The sequence below is a fragment of the Mesorhizobium sp. STM 4661 genome (genome assembly GCF_000359125.1).
In the GTDB taxonomy this organism is placed as follows: Bacteria; Pseudomonadota; Alphaproteobacteria; order Rhizobiales; family Rhizobiaceae; genus Mesorhizobium.
Map to the genome: position 1 here is coordinate 129,917 of NZ_CAAF010000028.1, position 19,429 is coordinate 149,345.

General features: G+C 63.4%; 14 protein-coding genes and 1 tRNA gene. 6 read left to right on the forward strand and 9 right to left on the reverse strand.

Annotated elements, in window-relative coordinates; all coding sequences use genetic code 11:
* The first annotated feature begins 3 nt into the window (after nucleotides 1-3).
* From MESS4_RS09520 to MESS4_RS09530, 3 genes are read left to right on the forward strand one after another with little or no spacing between them, the layout of a single operon-like run.
* On the forward strand, nucleotides 4-1,143 hold the full coding sequence (locus MESS4_RS09520) for an ABC transporter ATP-binding protein (protein WP_006329358.1): 1,140 nt from the start codon (nucleotides 4-6) through the stop codon (nucleotides 1,141-1,143).
* 9 nt (nucleotides 1,144-1,152) lie between these two features.
* On the forward strand, nucleotides 1,153-2,127 hold the full coding sequence (locus MESS4_RS09525) for an ABC transporter permease subunit (RefSeq protein WP_006329359.1): 975 nt from the start codon (nucleotides 1,153-1,155) through the stop codon (nucleotides 2,125-2,127).
* Nucleotides 2,128-2,131: 4 nt separating this feature from the next.
* A complete protein-coding gene (locus MESS4_RS09530) occupies nucleotides 2,132-2,950 on the forward strand; it encodes an ABC transporter permease subunit (RefSeq protein ID WP_006329361.1) in 819 nt (272 codons plus the stop codon).
* A gap of 26 nt (nucleotides 2,951-2,976) precedes the next feature.
* On the opposite strand, the gene MESS4_RS09535 is transcribed toward MESS4_RS09530, so the two are convergent.
* Nucleotides 2,977-4,827 carry an AsmA family protein gene (locus tag MESS4_RS09535; protein WP_006329362.1) on the reverse strand — a complete coding sequence of 617 codons (1,851 nt, stop codon included), beginning with the start codon at nucleotides 4,825-4,827 and terminating at the stop codon, nucleotides 2,977-2,979.
* A gap of 181 nt (nucleotides 4,828-5,008) precedes the next feature.
* On the opposite strand from MESS4_RS09535, the gene MESS4_RS09540 reads away from it, so the two are divergent.
* Nucleotides 5,009-6,991, forward strand: a complete 1,983-nt coding sequence (locus tag MESS4_RS09540; RefSeq protein ID WP_006329363.1) for an acetoacetate--CoA ligase — start codon at nucleotides 5,009-5,011, stop codon at nucleotides 6,989-6,991.
* Between the two features lie 236 nt (nucleotides 6,992-7,227).
* Here MESS4_RS09540 and MESS4_RS09545 read toward each other — a convergent pair whose 3' ends face one another.
* The gene (locus MESS4_RS09545) at nucleotides 7,228-10,920 is read right to left on the reverse strand and encodes a PAS domain S-box protein (RefSeq protein ID WP_006329364.1); all 3,693 of its coding nucleotides are present in this window, start codon (nucleotides 10,918-10,920) and stop codon (nucleotides 7,228-7,230) included.
* A gap of 263 nt (nucleotides 10,921-11,183) precedes the next feature.
* On the opposite strand from MESS4_RS09545, the gene MESS4_RS09550 reads away from it, so the two are divergent.
* Nucleotides 11,184-11,642, forward strand: a complete 459-nt coding sequence (locus tag MESS4_RS09550; protein ID WP_006329365.1) for a phasin — start codon at nucleotides 11,184-11,186, stop codon at nucleotides 11,640-11,642.
* A 432-nt stretch (nucleotides 11,643-12,074) separates the two neighbouring features.
* Nucleotides 12,075-12,151 (forward strand) — tRNA-His (locus MESS4_RS09555).
* Between the two features lie 40 nt (nucleotides 12,152-12,191).
* On the opposite strand, the gene MESS4_RS09560 is transcribed toward MESS4_RS09555, so the two are convergent.
* The 7 genes from MESS4_RS09560 to MESS4_RS09590 all read right to left on the reverse strand — a co-directional run bounded on the left by MESS4_RS09560 (nucleotide 12,192) and on the right by MESS4_RS09590 (nucleotide 19,356).
* A complete protein-coding gene (locus MESS4_RS09560; protein ID WP_006329367.1) occupies nucleotides 12,192-14,063 on the reverse strand; it encodes a hypothetical protein in 1,872 nt (623 codons plus the stop codon).
* Complete coding sequence (locus tag MESS4_RS09565) at nucleotides 14,060-14,434, reverse strand: antibiotic biosynthesis monooxygenase (protein ID WP_006329368.1); 375 nt, start codon at nucleotides 14,432-14,434, stop codon at nucleotides 14,060-14,062. Before MESS4_RS09565 ends, MESS4_RS09560 begins: the two co-directional genes overlap by 4 nt.
* Entirely contained in the window at nucleotides 14,431-15,510 is a 1,080-nt protein-coding gene (locus tag MESS4_RS09570) for a Gfo/Idh/MocA family oxidoreductase (protein ID WP_006329369.1), read from the reverse strand. The genes MESS4_RS09565 and MESS4_RS09570 overlap by 4 nt, the downstream gene beginning before the upstream one ends.
* 3 nt (nucleotides 15,511-15,513) lie before the next feature.
* A complete protein-coding gene (locus tag MESS4_RS09575; protein ID WP_006329370.1) occupies nucleotides 15,514-16,368 on the reverse strand; it encodes a fumarylacetoacetate hydrolase family protein in 855 nt (284 codons plus the stop codon).
* Nucleotides 16,369-17,385: an alcohol dehydrogenase catalytic domain-containing protein gene (locus MESS4_RS09580; RefSeq protein WP_006329371.1), complete on the reverse strand. Its 1,017-nt coding sequence runs from the start codon at nucleotides 17,383-17,385 to the stop codon at nucleotides 16,369-16,371.
* A gap of 4 nt (nucleotides 17,386-17,389) precedes the next feature.
* On the reverse strand, nucleotides 17,390-18,208 hold the full coding sequence (locus MESS4_RS09585) for an MBL fold metallo-hydrolase (RefSeq protein ID WP_006329372.1): 819 nt from the start codon (nucleotides 18,206-18,208) through the stop codon (nucleotides 17,390-17,392).
* Between the two features lie 128 nt (nucleotides 18,209-18,336).
* Complete coding sequence (locus MESS4_RS09590) at nucleotides 18,337-19,356, reverse strand: substrate-binding domain-containing protein (protein WP_006329373.1); 1,020 nt, start codon at nucleotides 19,354-19,356, stop codon at nucleotides 18,337-18,339.
* Nucleotides 19,357-19,429 lie beyond the last annotated feature (73 nt).

A 19,429-nucleotide genomic window follows, 5' to 3' on the forward strand; every position in this document is an offset into this window, starting at 1 on the left:
GACATGAAATCGCTTGGCAGCATCCGCAGGGATTTCGCGCCGTGGAACGACCCGAACGCCAAGCCGTACATTCAGTTCGAAAACGTCACCAAGAGGTTCGGTGACTTCACCGCTGTCAACAATCTGTCGCTGACTATCTTCGAGCGTGAGTTCTTCGCCCTGCTCGGCGCGTCGGGTTGCGGCAAGTCGACGCTGCTCAGGATGCTTGCCGGCTTCGAGGAGCCGACCGCCGGCCGCATCCTGCTCGATGGTCAGGATTTGCGCGGCATCCCGCCATACCGGCGACCGGTCAACATGATGTTCCAGTCCTACGCCCTGTTCCCGCACATGACGGTCGAGAACAACATCGCCTTCGGCCTCAAGCAGGACGGCATGGCGAAACCCGAGATCGCGGCGCGCGTTGGCGAGATGCTGAAGCTGGTCAAGCTCGAGCAGTTCGCCAAGCGCAAGCCGCACCAATTGTCCGGCGGCCAGCGCCAGCGCGTCGCGCTCGCCCGCTCGGTCGCCAAGCGGCCGAAGGTCTTGCTGCTCGACGAGCCGCTTGGCGCGCTGGACAAGAAGTTGCGCGAGGAAACGCAGTTCGAACTGATGGACCTGCAGCAGAACCTCGGCCTGACCTTCGTCGTCGTCACCCACGACCAGGAAGAGGCGATGACCATGGCCGACCGCATCGCCATCATCGACAAGGGCGAGGTGATGCAGGTGGCGACGCCGGCGGAAGTCTACGAGGCGCCGGGCTCCCGTTTCGTCGCCGGCTTTGTCGGCAACGTGAACATGTTCGAAGGCAAGATCGCGCGTGGCGAGGCCGGCACGGCAAGCATCGATGCCGGCAACGGCATCACCATCCGCACCGAGAACGCCGGCGACGCCGCCGCTGGCGCGACTGTCGCCTTCGCCATCAGGCCGGAGAAAATCAAGGTGTCGTCGACGAAGCCGGCCGGCGCCGTCAATGCCATCGAGGGCGAGGTCTACGACATCGCCTATCTCGGCGATATGACCGTCTATCACGTCAGGCTGGACGATGGGCAGGTGGTGCGGGCGAGCACCATGAACGCGGCCCGCATCACCGAGGATCCGCTGACCTGGAACGATCGGGCCTGGGTGTCTTTCCGGCCGGACGCCGGCGTCGTGCTGACGCGATAGGGGACAGTCATGTCGAATGCCGCTGTCACCGCCGCAACAGCCTCTCGGGCCATCGATGCGGACAAATCTGCCCTGGCAAGGCTGGGCGCTGCCTTCGTCGGCCGTCTCGTTATCATCGTCCCCTATGTCTGGCTGCTGTTCTTCTTCCTCATTCCGTTCGTCATCGTCTTCAAGATTTCGCTGTCGCAGACGGCGATCGCGATACCGCCCTATACGCCGGTGCTGGATTTCAGCGACGGCATTTCCGGTTTTTTCGCCCAGTTGAAACAGCTCAGCATCGATAATTACCTATGGCTGACGCAGGACGCGCTCTACTTCAACGCCTATGTGACGAGCGTCATCATCGCCGCCATCTCGACGGTACTGACATTGCTCGTCGGCTATCCGATCGCCTATGGCATGGCGCGTGCGCCGGCGGCGATCCGGCCGACGCTGCTGATGCTGGTGATCCTGCCGTTCTGGACCTCGTTCCTCATCCGGGTCTACGCCTGGATCGGTATCCTCAAGCCCGAGGGGCTACTCAACCAGCTGCTGCTCGCCACCGGCATCATCAGCCAGCCGCTGATCATCCTCAACACTTACACCGCGATCTTCATCGGCATCGTCTATTCCTATCTGCCATTCATGGTGCTGCCGCTCTATTCCGCCCTTGAGAAAATGGATCATTCGCTGATCGAGGCAGCCAAGGATCTTGGCTGCCCGCCGACCAGCGCCTTCTGGAAGATCACTTTCCCCCTGTCGCTGCCCGGCGTCATCGCCGGTTGCCTTCTGGTGTTCATTCCGGCCGTCGGCGAGTTCGTCATCCCCGATCTGCTCGGCGGGTCGCAGACGCTGATGATCGGTAAGACGTTATGGAACGAGTTCTTCGCCAATCGCGACTGGCCAGTGTCGTCGGCCGTTGCCGTCATCCTGCTGCTGCTGTTGATCGTGCCGATCATGCTCTTCCAGCGGGCCCAGGCGCGCGCCCAGGAACAGGACCGGTGAAACCATGAACGCCACCTGGAGTCGCTTCAACATCACCTCGATCGTGCTGGGCTTTGCCTTTCTTTACCTGCCGATCGTCCTGCTCATCGTCTTCTCTTTCAACGAGTCGAAACTGGTCACCGTCTGGGGCGGCTTCTCGACCAAATGGTACGTCTCGCTGTTCCACAACCAGGGCCTGATGGACGCCGCCTGGGTAACCGCGCGCGTCGGCGTCATTTCGGCCACGGTGGCGACCGTGCTCGGCACGCTGGCGGCTCTCACCTTGACGCGCTACACGCGCTTCAGGGGCCGGATGCTGTTTTCCGGCATGGTCTTTGCGCCGCTGGTCATGCCGGAAGTCATCACCGGCCTGTCGCTGCTGCTGCTCTTCGTGGCTGTCGGTCTCGACCGCGGCTTTCTCACCGTTACCCTTGCCCACATCACATTGACCATGTGCTTCGTCGCCGTTGTCGTGCAGTCGCGCCTGGTCACCTTCGACCGCTCTCTGGAAGAGGCTGCGATGGATCTGGGCGCGCCGCCGGTAAGGACATTCTTCCAGATCACGCTTCCCGTCATCATGCCGGCGATCGTGTCTGGCTGGATGCTGGCGTTCACATTGTCGCTCGACGATCTGGTTATCGCCAGCTTCACCTCCGGGCCTGGCGCCACCACGCTGCCGATGAAGATCTACAGCCAGGTCCGCCTCGGCGTGACGCCTGAGATCAACGCCGCCTGCACCATTTTGATCGCCGTGGTCGCGGTTGGCGTCATCGCCGCGTCGGTCGTCAACAAGCGTCGCGAGGTGCAGCGGCAACTGGACGAGCAGGCCGCGCAACGCGGCTGAAAATGGGAGCCGCCACCTTCAGCGGCTTATTCTCCTGAAACGCCGCGGCTTATCGGCGAGATGAACGGCGTGCTCCACGTTCCGCCGACGAAGAACGAAGATTGGCTGGGGCCTTGGCCGTTTGTCTGCGTCGCCGCCTGGTCCGGCTGGATGATGCCGCCGGACAGGGCCAACCCGCGTCCGGCATAGGTGGCGATGCCGGACAGCCAGAGCTTGTATTTCGCCGAATTGGCCTCGGCCTTGTCGATCTTCGCCACGCCGTTCGAAATGCTCGCCTTGAGTTCGGCTCCGTCGATCGGCAGCGTTCCGTCGGAGACATCGTCGAGCGCGAAGAACCCGCCTTGTTCTGTGCGTTTGAGAAATGCCGGCAGATTGAGCTTGCTCAGCGCGCCCTGACCGAATGTCGCCGAGACCGAACCGTCCGCATTTTCGAAAATGGAATCCCAGGTTCTACCCGGCCCCTTGAGGATGACGGAGACGGTTCCCGTACCGATCGGCACCAGTTGCGTCATTCCGGCCGCGGTGCCGAACGCGCCGCCGTCGATGTCTGAGGCGAGCAGTTTGATCTCGACCTGCGTCCCTTCCGGCTTGCGGTCGAAGCGAAGACTGCTCTGGATGTTGCCGCCAAAGGCCGATGCATCGGAAATGTCGAAGACGGCGAGACCGTTCTTGACCTGGGCGGTGGCGGCGACGTCGGCAAGCTGGATGGCGCCCGCGGTGGCGTGGGCCGCCGACAGCCTGAGATCGAGATTGATCCGGTCGGCGAAGCTCGTGTCGATTTCGGCGGGGCCAGTTCCGCCAGTGGGCGCCAGGGGCGTGAAGGCGGAGAGAAACGACCACAGATCGAGCGTGTCGAAGGCGAGCGTCCCGGCTATCACCGGCCGCGCCTCGCCGAAGGAGAGATCCAGGGCGCCCATTCCCGGATTGTTGTCCAGGGAAAGCGCGGTGTTTTCCAGTTTGACGCGGCCGGCGGTCGCCGTGACCTTGCTCGAAACGGAAATCGAGCCGATTGCCGCGCCCGGCGCGATGCCGGCCTGCGACCATTCGAGCACCCGCCTGAGCGAGGGGGCGGCAAATTTCGCCTGGCCGTCGAAATAGGCATTTTCGAACATGCTGGCCACGCCGTCGAAGGAAAAGCTGGCGGGGGCCGCCTTGAACGAAAGCGTGATCGGCGCCGCACCTCCCGCAAACAGCACCAGCGGGTTCGGCGATGCGGCATCGACGGCGATGCTTTCGCCGCGCCAGATCCCGGTCGCCGACAGCGTCGCATTGCTGTTCATCGCGGCCCAGTTCGCCTGGCCGGCCAGGCTGCTCAGGATCTCGGTGTCCTTGCCGCCGACCGAGGTCACCATGCGGCCGTCCCTGAACTCCACCGTACCGAACGGATCTGTCGGCAGCTTGCTCAGATCCGGCTTGGCCGGATCGGCGCTGACCACGGCGCGAGCGGTGTCGATCGAGCGCGTAATGCGCCCGCCCGAAGGTATGGCGGGCAGGAAAAAGCCGTTTGCGGCGCGCTGAACCCGGATCGTCGGCCGCACCAACCGCGCCGTCGAAAACACCACGTCGCCGCGCAGCGCCGCCATGGCGGAGAGATCGACCTCGACCCGTTCGGCTTCGATCACCGGCGGCGCGTCGGTCTCCGTCCACTGCGAAAGCGTCACATCGGTCAGGATGGCGCGAAAATTCGGCCAGACTTCGATCCGCGGTGCGCCGTCGATGGTGACCCTGAAACCGCTCCACGCACTCATTTCCCAGGCGATGCGGTCGCGCACGATGCGGGTCGAGGCGACGAGCGGCAGGGCCGCGACGACCAGCGCGATGACGAGGACGGCAACGCCGATCGCCCATATTCCGCGCCGGATAAAAGGTGATGCCATATCGCCCCGGTTGCTTCCATTCCGACAAAATCGCCCGATGGGTGTAACCCACGGCTGACGCATTTCAAGTCTTTATGGCCCGGCTATGGCATTTGCGCACATCCATCGCGGCCGGCTTAACAAAATCTTGCTCTGCTGCGCCGCGATATGCATAAGCGACGATGACCGTGGAGGAACCATCATGGCTGCCGACGCACCACTCTGGACACCGACGCAAGACCAGATCGACTCCGCCCCGATGACCGCCTTCATGAAGGCCGCCGAGGCGAAAACCGGTGGAACATTCTCCTCCTACGCCGAACTTCACCGCTGGTCGGTCGACGATCGCGAGGCGTTCTGGAGCCTGATCTGGGATTTTTGCGGGATCTTGGGCGATAAGGGGACCGGCGAGGGTGCCGGTGGGAGTGAACGCGTCCTTGTCGATGGCGAAAAGATGCCAGGCGCCGCCTTCTTTCCCGATGCGAAGCTGAACTTCGCCGAGAACCTCCTGAAGAAAACCGGCTCTGGCACGGCCATCGTCTTTCGCGGCGAGGACAAGGTCGAGCGACGGTTGTCCTGGAATGAGCTCCATGCGCTGACCTCGCGGCTGCAGCAGCTTTTCCTGTCGCTTGGGGTGAAAGAGGGCGACCGCGTCGCCGCCATGATGCCCAACATGCCGGAGACCGTCGCCGCCATGCTGGCGGCCGCCTCGATCGGCGCGGTCTGGTCGTCCTGCTCTCCCGATTTCGGCGAGCAGGGTGTGCTCGACCGTTTCGGCCAGATCGAGCCCGTCGTGTTCATCGCGCCCGATGGCTACTGGTACAATGGCAAGGCGATCGAGGTCGCCGACAAGATCGCGGCGGTGGCGGCAAAGCTTCCCACCGTCCGCAAGGTCCTCATCGTCGACTATCTCGGCACTTCGGCCGACGTGGCGGTGACCATCGACAAGGCAGCGGCGCTCGAAGAGGCGCTTTCTCCCTTTGCAGCCAAGCCCGTCGCCTTCGAACGGCTGCCGTTCTCGCATCCGCTCTACATCCTGTTTTCATCGGGAACGACCGGCATCCCCAAATGCATCGTCCATTCCGCCGGCGGCACGCTGATCCAGCACGTCAAGGAGGAGCGGCTGCATGCCGGCCTGCTCGACGGCGACCGCGTCTTCTACTTCACCACTTGCGGCTGGATGATGTGGAACTGGCTGGTATCGGGCCTCGCCTCCGGAGCGACGCTGCTGCTCTATGACGGCTCGCCGTTCTACCCCGACGGCAACGCACTGTTCGATTTCGCCGATGCCGAGAAGATGACCTATTTCGGCACCTCGGCCAAATTCATCGATTCCGTGCGCAAGGCCGGCCTCAAGCCGATCAACACGCACGATCTTTCCACCGTGCGCACGATCTCCTCCACCGGCTCGCCGCTATCGCCGGAGGATTTCCGCTTCGTCTATGACGGTATCAAAAAGGACGTGCATCTCGCTTCGATCTCGGGCGGCACTGACATCGTTTCCTGTTTCGTGCTCGGTGTGCCGACGCAGCCGGTGTGGACCGGTGAGATCCAGGGGCCTGGTCTTGGCCTTGCCGTCGACGTCTGGGACGATGACGGTCACCCGCTCCGCCAGGAGAAGGGTGAGCTCGTCTGCACGAAGGCGTTCCCGGCGATGCCGATCGGCTTCTGGAACGACCCAGAGTGCAAGAAGTACCAGGCGGCCTATTTCGAGCGCTTCGACAATGTCTGGTGCCATGGCGACTTCGCCGAATGGACCGCGCATGGCGGACTGATCATCCATGGCCGCTCCGACGCGACGCTCAATCCGGGTGGTGTGAGGATTGGCACGGCGGAGATCTACAACCAGGTGGAGCAGATGCCGGAAATCCTGGAAGCGCTGTGTATCGGCCAGGATTTCGACAATGACGTGCGCGTCGTGCTGTTCGTGCGGCTGGCCGCGGGCGTCCAGCTCGACGCCGAGCTGGAAAAAAGCATCCGCGCGAAAATCCGCACCGGGGCCAGCCCCCGTCACGTGCCGGCCAAAATCGTCGCCGTCGCCGACATTCCACGCACCAAGTCGGGCAAGATCACCGAGCTCGCGGTGCGCGATATGGTGCACGGCCGCGCCATCAAGAACAAGGAGGCGCTGGCCAATCCCGAGGCGCTCGAATTGTTCCGCAACCTGCCGGAGCTGGTCGACTGAACATGGTTAACAAGTTATCTCGCTCGAATTTACCTAGATTTCATGAGTGGTACACATTGGTAAATTTTCCGGCGCGCTGGTAAGGATTTGTTAAGGGCCGGCATCGATAGTCGTGCGTAACTTGAGGGAGAAATCCCGTTCCTCGAAATCCCCGGAGGATCTGAATTCGCTCAAGCCCCGTTGTGACAGCAATCTCATCATTCAAGGCGTCCTGTTGGACGCCTTTTTTCTTTCTATTACTCGGCCAGCACGCGCGTCGATGGAAAAGCGACCTCGACCAGCGTGCCTTCGCCGGGCGTCGAGTTGATGGTGAAGCGGGCCCGGTTCGCCTCGACCATGGCCTTGGTCAGCGGCAGCCCGAGACCGGTGCCGTCGCCGCGTCCGCGCTTCAGCGCGTTGATCTGCTTGAACGGCTTCAGCGCCTGTTCGATCTCCGACTGGCTCATGCCGATACCGGTGTCGCGCACGCGCATGACGACATCGCCCGAAGCCTCGTAGGCGGTCGAAACGATGACCTGGCCGCCGGCCTGCGTATAGCGGATGGCATTCGACAGGATGTTCAGCGCGATCTGGCGCACGCTGCGCAGGTCGGCCACCACCTCCGGCAGCCGCGATGCGAAGCTGGAGCGGATGATGACACGTTCGCGGTTGGCCTGCGGCTGCATCATCGCCACCGTTTCGGCGAGCGTATCGTTGAGCGACACCGCCTCGTAGGCCATCTCCTGCTGGCCGGCCTCGATCTTCGAAATGTCGAGCAGGTCGTTGACCAGGTCGAGCACGTGGTTGCCCGACCGGTTGATGTCGCGCAGATAGTCGCGGTAGCGGTCATTGGCGACCGGCCCGAATTTCTCGTCCACCATCAGCTCGGAAAAGCCGATGATGGCGTTGAGCGGCGTGCGGATCTCGTGACTGATGCGGGCGAGGAAGTCGGTTTTCTGCGAGGAAGCGCGCTCGGCCACCGCGCGCGCCTGGGTCAGATCCTCTTCGGCCCGCTTCCACTGCGTGATGTCGCGCACCACCGCGCAGAAGCCGCTGTCGTTGGGCAGCCTGCCGATGGTCATGAACAGCGGGATGAAGCGCCCTTGCGCCTCGCGTCCGATCACCTCGCGACCGTCGTTGAGCACGCTCGCCACGCCGGGTTCGGACAGCCCGTCGAGATAGTCCCGCGCCGCGCGCTGACTTTCGATCGCAAACAGCGAGACGAAAGGCTTGCCGGTCACCTCGTCGCTGTCGAAGCCGAACAACGCTTCGGCCGGACGGCTGATCGAGCGGATCGTTCCGTCACGGCCGATCAGCACGACGCCGTCGGTCGCGGTGTCGATGATGGTGCGCATCTCGGCGATGCGTGCCTTGAGCTCGGGGATGTCCGGCTGCGTCTGGTCGTCGGCGGCAGCGTGCAGGGCCGCTGGCGGTGCGTCGTCGTCGCCGGAACGGCGCACGACCAGCATCAGCGCCTTGCCCGTACGCCACGGAACCGCGCGCAAGATGGCCTCGATGGGAAACTCCTGGCCGTCGCGCGTCTTCAACCGCAGCGCGTGATCGGTGCCCTCGGAGGCGCTGTCGTCGTAAGGATCGGCAAACAGTGCGCCGAGGCCGCCTGCCTCCGCCAGATCGTCGAGCGTGTCATAGCCGGTCAGGCCGAGGAATTCCTCATTCGCATAGTGAAGGTCGTCGCCGGAATGGATGAGCAGAGGCACCGGCAGCTTGCCGAGGATCGAAATATCCGGACCCTTGTCGTCTCCGGGCGAGAAAGCCGACGGCACGAACCCTTCGAGCTTGAGCGGCGGCACCTGGAGACGCGGCCTCCCGACGGGCGCCGGCTCCACGTCGCCGGCATTCGCGATGTCTTCGGTCGACGAACGGGTTTCGTCGCCATCGGCGCGCGCCCAATCCTCGCTGTCTTCCGCATCGCGAAAATCGTCGGCCGTCATGCTGTCGTCGTCTTCGGTGGCCCCGGCACTCTGTGGCGCTTCGCTAGCGATCGATCGGCTGTCCGTGTCCGTTGATTGGGCGATTTCCTGCGCTTCCGCCTTGTCCGGTTCGGAGAGAGGTGCCTCATCGCTGTTGTCGGCGACATTCTCCCGGCCGGCATAGTTAAGCAGCGAGCCCCAGATACTGGTCACGGTTGATTGGCCGGCCGGCTGTTCCTGGACAGCCTCCGGCTGTTCCTGCACGGCCTCGTCCTGCCGCTCGCTGTCGAGCCGTGCGACGTCCTTCTCGTCTTCGCCATCGGTTTCGACCGGTTCCGCCGCCAGTTCCACCGGCTTTTCGACACTGGGCTGTTCAGCTGGAAAATTGTCCTTCTTGAGCCGCTCGCCGATCTCACGGAATGCGCTGCGCTCCAGGGTCGACAGTCCCTTGTCGTTGGCGGGCTGCCTGTGCTCCGCCAGCCGGATCACCTTGTCGGCAAAGCGACGTTCCGGCTTTGGCACGATGGTCAGCGCCGGCACCTCGCCCTTGAACGGATCGGGTTCCTTCGGCGCTTCGGGCACGGTCTCCGGGATCTCAGGCTCGACGGCTGCCGGCGCCTGGTCATTGGGGACAAGCGCCATGCCGATCGCTTCCGGATCGACCGCCGCATCACCGGTACGGGCGACGCCGAAACCGCGGAAGCCTTCGAAGGCGCGGCTGCGGCCATAGACGGGCAGAGCCGCCAGATCGACGGGTATCTTGAGATCCGTGCCGGCAACCGGCCACAGCACGGAACGGCCGGACCAGGTGTCGCGCCGTTCGAGCAGGCCGGCGATTTCGCCGGATGCATCAAGGCCAAAGGCGGCCGCGACGTCCCTGAAACGCCGGCCGATCACATCGGCGGCGGGCTTGCCGACGATCTCGGCGAATTCCGGCGAAAGGGCACTGAACTTGCCCTCGGCGTCGGTGCGCCAGACAAAGCGCAGCGGCGCCGAGGCGCGGTCGATGTCCCGCGTGGGGTGCTCGGCCGGGGAGGCGGCTTCGGCGGTTTCTTGCGTGCCCCCTTCTGCCAGAACATCCGGGCCGGCCGGTGCTTCGCCATGCGCGGGCGTATCCAGCCTTGGCGTCTCATCCTCGCTGGCGCTGAAATACCAATGGTCGTGCTGTGCCGGCGTTCCGCCGGCCGACGGGCGGGCGGCGCTATCGGCGGCTGGCGGGCTTTGGTTAGCCGCATCGGCAATGTCGTGCTCAACCGGTTCCGGGATCTCTTCGACAGTTGGCGGTACGGCTTCCGTCGCCATATCGGCGCCAGCTTCCGTCTCCGCCATGCCCTCGTCGCCAAGAGCCTCGCTGTCGAGCTGGTCCTCGTCGATCACCACCAGCAGGTGCCGCTCGTCCGTCAGCCGGGCGAGGCCGGCCGGATAGGAGATGGTGCCGCCTGGGACGAGGCGCTTGACGATGCGCTCGCTCTCGTTCGCCACGTCGGCCACAAGCGCTGCCAGCGTCTCGGGCAGGATGCCAAGCGCCGAAAAACCATCCGAAGCAGCCTCGATACCGCCCTTGGCGTCGACAAAGGCGATGAAGTGACCGTCCTCGGTAAAGCCGCTGATCGCCCGATCGGCGATCTCGGCGACGCTGCGCGAGCCAGCCTGTGCCGCCGGCACCGCCAGCATGATCGCGTCCTCGCCATCCGGCATGGTCACAGCGCTGGCCAGGAAGCCAATCGCGCGGCTGGTCAGGCCGGTGGCCAGCCGGACCGTGATGGCGCGGTCGCGGCCGATCTCCGGAAAACCGCTTGTCGCCATGATCTGTCGCCTGGCGATCAGCGGCAGCCCTGCCGAGGCGCCGATGATGGCCTCGATGTCCGGGTAGCCGAACACGGCCGCTCCTGGTCCGTTGGCCCAGATCACCTGTTCGAGGTCGATCGACAGAACGGCGATCGCGTCGCCGGCGGCAAAGCGCTGGCGGACCGCGTCGAGCACGGCGACGTCGAGGAAGGAGTAGTTTTCGGACGGCATGCGGTTGGTGAACCCTCTGGGCGAACCCTCACGGACCGGGCAATTTTGAGTTAACGCTTTGTTAATAAAAGCCTGCGGCGCGAAGGTCTACAAGCCATAACGTGCAGCCCTCGAAATCTCTAGGCGCTTGGTTAACGCCGCTTAAGATTTTATGGTGCATTGCAACAAAGATGTTGCATTGCACAAATTTTGCCTTTATATAGCCATCATACATGAACGAGACGGCTTTCCGTCAAAGCCGCTGCCACTACAAAGGATGGAAAATGTCCAGGACCAAAACTGCCGAGACGATCGAAAACGTTGAATTCCCAAGCTTTGACGCTTCCAAGGCCACCGACCAGATCCGCGCTTTCGCCGAAAAGGGCGTCGAGCAGTCGAAAGAGGCCTATGCCAAGCTGAAGACCGGCGCCGAGGAGACCCAGAAGGCTCTGGAGTCGACCTTCGAGACCGCCAAGACCGTTTCCAGCGACCTGTCGCTCAAGACCATCGCTGCTCTGCGCGCCAATGCCGAAGCCGGGTTCTCGCATCTCGAGGCTCTGATCGGCGCGAAGTCGCTGTCGGAAGTCGTCGAACTGCAGACCGCATTCCTGCGCAAGCACGTCGAAATGACCGTCGAGCAGGCAAAGGACTTCCAAACCGTCGCCTCCAAGGCGGCCGAGGACGTCTCCAAGCCGATCAAGACCGCCTTCGAGAAGGCCGTAAAGGATATCAAGGCCGCCTAATATTTACGCACAACTCGAAGATGCATCAAAACGTCGCATTTCGTCAGACAAATAGATATGCGATAGGAATGATGAAAGTGAATACCCGGCGGGTGGAACCTCCTCCCTCTGCTCTCCGGGGTGACCAGCCAGCACCTCCTCCCGCTGGCTCGTAACAGGAAAAGGCCGGCACCTCCTCCCGCCGGCCTTTTTCTTTGCCCGGCGAAATGTGGCGAAACGGTCTTTGCCATAGCGCCGCGCGTCCTCTTCGACACGCAAAGGACGCTGTGGAACTTTGGATTTGCGCATCATCCCCAGCGGAAATCGATTCTGATTTTCGCTGTCATGCGCTGCCAAAAGCCTTGAATTAAACTCCGATAGCCCGTATGCACGCATCGCCGAACGACAGAGCGGATACAGGAGAATGAACCTCGATCCCGCTCAGGCAAATGTGCCGTTGTAGCTCAGCTGGTTAGAGCGCCGGATTGTGGATCCGGAGGTCGCTGGTTCGATCCCAGCCAACGGTACCATCGGCTTCTTGCTGAATTTATTTTAAACGGCCCGAGCAGATCAGCGGTGCGGCAAGCGGCCGGACTGCAAGCGAAGAACCGCGCATCGATATGGCGCCAATGGCTGGTTACGCCGGGGGTTCGCAAGCTCCGCATTCTCATCAATGAGGCCGAGCAATTGGGCACTCCGCGGAACCGAGACCTCGACGGCATCGGGCGTAAGATTTGCTACCAGGACTCGGATGTCTTGGCCAAGACCGTATGCGATGGCTGCAATGCCCGGATGATCGACCACCACGTCGTAGCGCCTCGCACCGGCTGCGGCAGAGAGTTCGGCATGAACGGCCTGCAAAGGCCGCCTGCGGCCGAGATCATCCACAAGCCCAAAAACTCCGATCGGTGCCGCAAGAATGAGACGATCGACCTCAGCGGCGGCAGCTCGTGCCGCCACGCCGACAGCAAAGGCCGCGCCGAACAGGGCGCCCTGCCGGGGGTCGTTGCCCGCACCCGGCACACGCGAAAGAGCCGGGTTTGCGGCCACGGCCTGACCATAGGGATTGTGCCGCATGCCGATCGTGCAGGGCCCGAGCCAGATCGGCTTTCCCGGGCACAGGCGTCGCGCCGTGGCGATGACGGAAGGATAGACGCTCAGCGTTCCCATAACCGAGAGATCGTCGGCCGCATGAACGATGGCTGCGTTGCCGAAGAAGACGAAATCGGCGTCGCCGCTCGGTGGATTGCGGTTGAATTCGGTGAACAGGGACGGCGTTCCGGCGCCGATGGCGGCGCGTATCCCGGTCGCCTTGAGCGCATCCACCAGATCGCTGACCGGCCGTTCACCTGCCGGCACCAGGTTCGACTGTCGTGTCCTGAATTCGCGTCGCGGCGAAATGAGGACAGCGCTGGGTTCAATGCCTGATGAGCGGACCGCGTTGGCAACGGTCCTCGCCTCGGCTCTGGGGTCGACGGCATCGACGACCGCCTCGATCGCCAACCGGGCGTCAATAGTGGCGGCGAGATCCGCCGCCTTCCCCAACATGCGCCCGTCATGGCCGCGAGCGCTGTCGAAGCGAATGATGACATCCTGTGCGGGACCGAGCAGCGCGGCGCCGGCCAGGGCCGACGGCAACTCGTCGGGATCGAGGAACAGGGCCATGGATGGCATTCGCCCAATTGGCCCGCCGAGCGTGAGCATGGCCTTTAAAGCCGTTCCGGGTCGGGCTGCCAAGGCCTTGGCCTCGATGGAGACGGTGACGCGCTGGATGTCCTTCGCTCCCTTGGCGATGACATAGGGCCGCGGCTTCGACAGCGGACGGACATAGGTCTTGAACGAGGCATCGGTCCAGTTGCGCTGGTCTTCCATCTCGAAGGCATCGCCTTCCACGGCGACGGTGCAGATGAGGCCGGGCGCCGGCTCATGCGTCAGCGCGCTGATGTCGAAGGCCGGCTGGTCGGGGCTGACCGCCTCGGGAAAGACTGTCTCCTCGATCCGGCCGTCGCTGTGCCGGATGGTCAGCCGTCCGCCTGCGGCCTCCGAGGGATGGAGCACGACGAAACCGGTGCGGTTGGTCGGGAAGTCGCTGAGCGCGACGCCTTCCGCTTCCATCGTCAGCGCGCCGGACGCCTTACCCGTTATTTTCATCCGGTAGGAAAATCTGCCCTGCGCACCAAGGCACAACCCGTCATAGGCGACCTCGAACGCGGCCTTGTCCTCCGATATCGTCAGGTTCGTAAGCTCGACCTTGTATGTTCCCCAGGACGCGTCGCGCGCCAGATAGTTTATCGCGCGCACCACTTCAACGCCGGCAAAGCGGATTGTACGAAGATTGCCGTCCTCGAGGATCGCGGTCAGCGGTCCGGCGGAGAGCATTCTGCGCTCGGCGACCTGTTCGTCGGTGCCGAACAGGTCGAGCCTGCTGGCTTCGCCGCTCACGTCGCTTCCCTGACCTTGGCGTTCTCCTCCACCCTGTAGGCGACGACCGTCTTGCTGATCACCAGATCGCGCGAGCGTTGGTCGAACTGACGGAAATGGTCCGAGGCAAGATGCAGGTCGAAAGCTGCGCGGTCCCGGTAGATCTCGTAGAGGAAGACATGGCTGGAAGCGGCCGCGTCCGCCGGTGTCAGCACGTCGAAGCGCAGGCAATCCGGCTCGAGTTCGACCGAGAGCGCAGCATTTTCGGTAACCAGCCGGTGGAATTCGGGAAAGGCGCCTTCGAGAAGCTCGAACGCAACGGTGATCGCGAATGCGGCTGCACCAAGCCTTTCCGTGCCTCGTCTTTGCGCCTTTTCACGCCCCGCCGTCATTGCGCCCTCCGGCCTTTTGAGGCGGCGCCAACATTTTCCTCCCACTGCGCCGGAGCGATTGCCCGATGTTCCGCCGCCGCACGGTAGGCGGCGTCGACCAGTGCATAAGTCCTGAGATTGTCCCGGCCCGACGTTTCGGCGGCCACGCCGCGCTTGAGGCAGTCGAGGAAATGGCTGCAGGCAACGAACGCGCCTTCCTGTGCAACGTGCCAGGGCTGGCTGGTCCACGAGTGCAGCGGCGAGCCGATATCTTCGTCCGTTGCTTTGCCGTGGCTGGTGACCCGCATGCGCAATCCCGGACGAACGACGATCGAGCCTTTGTCGCCCTCGATCTCCACCAGCGTTTGCGGGAACGGATCGGGGTCGCGCCGCGCCTCATAGGTGCACTCGACGACGCTGGCGCCGCCGCTCGTGTGGCGCAGCAGCATCGTCGCCGTGTCCTCGGCCTTCACCTTGGGATTGCGGCGCTGGGTCTCGCAGGAAATCCGCTCGACCTCGCCCAGGAAATAGCGCGCAAGGTCGAGCATGTGGATACCGACATCGGCAATCGCCAGCCGTTCCTCGTCATAGAAATAGGGTTGCGTGCGATAGACGTCGAAGCCGGTTCGAAACGCCATCCGCGCCCAGTTCGGCGTCCCGATCGCCGCGCTGTCGATGACGCGCCTGATATGGCGCATCGGCGTCTGGAAGCGGAAGTTTTCATGCACCGCAAGCCACACGCCGGCTTTGCCTGCCGCCTCGACAATGGCGACGCAGTCTTCCCAGCTCGGCGCGAGAGGCTTTTGCACGATGGTGGCGACGCCTCTCGCTATCGCCAGTTCGCAGAGTGCGCGATGCGTGTCGTGGCGGGTGACGATGTCGACGGCGTCCAGCCGCTCGCTTGCGAGCATCGATGTGGCGTCTGTGTAGGACGGAACGCCGAAGGCGCGGCCGGCGGCTGCGGCCTTGCCGGTATCGACATCGCAGACGGCGGCGAGCACCGCGCCTTCGCTCGCAAGCTCTTTCCACGCATGCAGATGGTTCTGCGCGTAGAAGCCGCAGCCGATCATTCCGATCCGGATCGCCCCCGCCGCCATTTTCTATCCTGCAACGATGGGCGTTCTGAGGATGCCGATACCATCGGCCTCGATCTCGACGAGGTCGCCGGCCTTCATGAAGACCGGCGGCTTCTGGAAGATGCCGACGCCGGCCGGCGTTCCCGTCGACACGATGTCGCCGGGTTCGAGCGGGATATATTGCGACAGGAAGGAAATCAGCTGCGGCAGCGAGAACAGCCAGTCCGAGGTGCTGCCGTCCTGCAGCGTCTTGCCGTTGAGCCGCGTCTTCAGCGCGACATTGTCCGGATGCGGCATCGCATCGGCGGTGACGATGCATGGGCCGATCGGCGCGAAGCCGGCAAAGTTCTTGCCGATGGTGATCTGGTTGTCCTTGAACTGCACGTCGCGCGCCGAAATGTCGTTGAGCAGCGTGTAGCCGAAGATCGCCGGCATCACCTCGGCCTCCGTCGCCTTGTGCAACTCCTCGCCGATGACGGCCGAGAACTCCACCTCGTAATCCATCTGCTCGGTCCTGACAGGCTTTTCGACCGGCACATCGGGGCCGACCACCGAAGTCGGCAATTTGGTGAAGAAGAACGGCTCGGTCGGCATTTTCGCGTTCGGGTTCTCCTCGGCATGGCCCTTGTAGTTGATGCCGGAGCACAGCACCTTGCCCGGCCGGATCGGGGCTTCCAGCCTCACATCGGCGAGCGCGTAGCGCGGCGCCTTGGCGAGACCGGCCCGAATGCGGCTCAACGTCTCTTTGCCGCCGAGCACGACCTCCATCACGCTCTCCGCAAGTCCGGCCTCGGTCAGGCAGGCGACGTGGTCGCCGTCCAGCACGCCGGCGTGATGATCATGGCCTCCCTTGCGGTGGGAAAAGGTAACGAGCTTCATCTAGTCCTCCGAAACGAATACGGCCTTGTGCAGGGCCATTGGATTGTCTGCGAGTTTCTGGAAGACGCCGGGGGCTTCGCCGAGCGCGAAGGAACTGGCGATTCTGGGATAGTGGATCTTGCCGGAGGCGAGCAGCTCAAGCGCCTCGGGAAAACAGTCGACCGAGGCGCGCGAGCCGAGGATCGTCACTTCCTTGCGGGTGAAGTCGAGGCCCGGGAAGGTGATGCCTTGCCCCTTCTTGACCAGTCCGAGAATGATGATGCGTCCGCCGGCGGCGACCAGATCGATGGTCTGCTCCATTGCCGGCGCAGCGCCCGTCGCCTCCATGACCACCGGCATGCCTTCGCCATTGCTGAGTTCCAGCACACGTTCCAGCAGGCCGGCGCCGCTGGCGATCGGTATCGCGCCGAGCTCGGCCGCCGTGGACAGGCGCTCCGCCGAGAGATCGGTGGCGTAGACCTTTGCGCCATGCGCGCGCGCCACTTCGACGATGGCCAGTCCGATCGGCCCGGCGCCGAGCACCAGTATCGTGTCCTGCGTGGTGACCATGCCGCGGCGGCAGCCCTGCACGCCGATGGCCACCGGCTCGGCGAACGCCGCCTCGAAGTCGGTCAGCCCATCCGGCACGACATTGAGATTCCCGACCGGCGCCGTCACGAAATCAGCGAAACCGCCCTCGCGATGAACGCCGACAATGGTGAGATTGGCGCAGCAATTGCGCTTGCCGACCCGGCACGGATAACAGTGGCCGCAGCCGATGAACGGATCGACGACGACGCGCGTGCCGATGGCCGGACCGTTGGTGCTGGGGCCGTAGGCCTCGACCACGCCGGCAATCTCGTGGCAGCCGATCCTGGGATAGGTCACATAGGGGTTCTTGCCGGTGTAGATGTAGAGGTCGCCGGCGCAAAGCCCGGCAGCCTTGACCCGGACCAGCGCCTCTCCAGCCTGTGGCTCGGGCTTCGGCGCCTCTGCCATGCGGATCGAAAACGGCGCATCGAAGATCGCTGCACGCATTTGGTCAGGCCGCCTTGGCCGGCCGCACGACCTTGCCGTCGCCGTCGAACTCGATCCAGTCGCCGGCACGCAGCAGATAGGGGTCGGCGATCGCCTCGCCGCGCGCCCTGGCTTGCCGATGGTGCTCCATATATTCGGCGACGTCCTTGTCGCCATCGAGTTTGATGTAGTGGCAGGGCAGCACCGTCTCGAGGCCGAGCCATTGCGTGGCAAGCACCCCTTCATACGGGCTCATCTCGCCGGTCAGCATTTCGCCCGGCATCGGGTTGAGATGCAGGATCTCCTGCGGATTGGCGATGCCGATACAGCCAACATTCGGCTTGTAGAGCTCGGCCTGCAGCTTGAGATCGGAGAAGATGGCGGTATCGCCATAGTGGTAGAAGCGCAGATTGTCGTCGGCATAGACGATGAAGGCCATCGGCACGCCTGAAATGAAGGAATTGTCCTTCAGCCTGATCTGCGACCAGTGATGGGATTCGAGCGGCTGGATCTCGATGCCCGCCACCTTGACGCGAATGCCCCAGGTGGTGGCCCGGATCTGATTGGCCGGAATGCCGCGATCCATCAGCCAGGCCTTCACCTCGCCACCGCAGACGACCGGACAGCCATATTTCTGCGCGATCTTGTCGGTGTCGCCGAGATGATCGAAGGCCGCGTGGCTGACGATGACCAGATCGACGTGATCGAATTCGGTCGACTTGGTCGCCGCGCCGGGATTCTGGTCCAGAAACGGATCGCACAGGATACGCAGTCCGTCGCGCGTCAGGATCTCATACGCGGCGACGCCGTGGAAGCGCATGCGGGTGGTGGGGTGACGTGCCATTTTATGTCCTTGGCCATTTTGGTGTGATTGGCCATCCGGCGGCGAGGGAGATCGCGCCGCCGGAGGCTGCCTGAACCTTGAACCAAGACTGAACCTTGAACCAAGGCTCCGGCATGGATCGGTGCAGCCTATTTCACATTCAGCGCGGTCAGCACCTTGTCGACATTGTCCTTGGTGATCAGGATCACGCCCGTATCGAGCGTGTCCGGGATCGGGCGGCCGCCATCCTTCGACGAGAGACCCGCCGACTTCAGCGTGTTGTTGTTGTAGTCGTGCAGGAGCTTGACGGCGTAGTAGATGAACAATTCACGGTTCTGCACGACGATGCCGTCGACCCAGCCTTCCTTGGCCGACTTGAAGAAGTCGGGCGTCTGCTCCATCGCCGTCACCTTGATGTCGCCGGGGTTTTTGCCGGCTTCCCGCAGCGCGGTGACGATGCCGGCGCCGGATTCGGAATCGAAGCCCGCAAGGCCGGCGATATCGGGATTGGCTGCAAGGATCGCCGCGGTCACCTGCGCTGCCTTCTGCGCGTCACCGCCATCGTCCTCATTGGCGACGATGGTGTATTTGCCACCGCCATTGGCCTCGATATAGGCTTTGAAGCCGGCCACTGCCTCGCGCATGTTGCCGGCGTTGATGATCGACATCGACGCGAGCTTGCCGCCGTTCGGCAGCATTTCCATCAGCTTCTTGGCCTGGGCGACACCGACCTGCGTCCAGTTCGTGCCGATATAGGCAAGGCGGCCGGAGTCCGGCAGGTCGCCGTCGTCGACCACCGTCGGGACGCCTTGCTCCATGCATTTCTTGACGGATTCGGTCAGCGACGGATCCCAGCCGCCGACCACCGAGACGCCGCTCGGCTTCTGCGCGCAGACCTGGTCGACGGCGGAGATGAAGCCCGGCACGTCGAAGTCGGTCGGCCCGGCGACAATCACCCTGACGCCCAGTTCCTCGGCAATCCGCTTCATGCCGACATAGTCGTACTGCACGAACAGCGGCAGATTGGCCTTGTTGGAGATCCAGTAGTAGGTCTCCTTGGCGTCGGCCGGCCCGAAGGATGATTCCTGCGCGCTGGCCGGAAAACTATTGAGCAATGCCGTGGCAGCGAGCGCTGCGCCGGAGAGTATCGTTCTCACTATCGATTTCATGCCCGTTTCCTCCTGATGTTTTTTGTATTCCAGTTCCTGCATGTCATCCGGTTGTCCGAATGCCTCCTCCCGT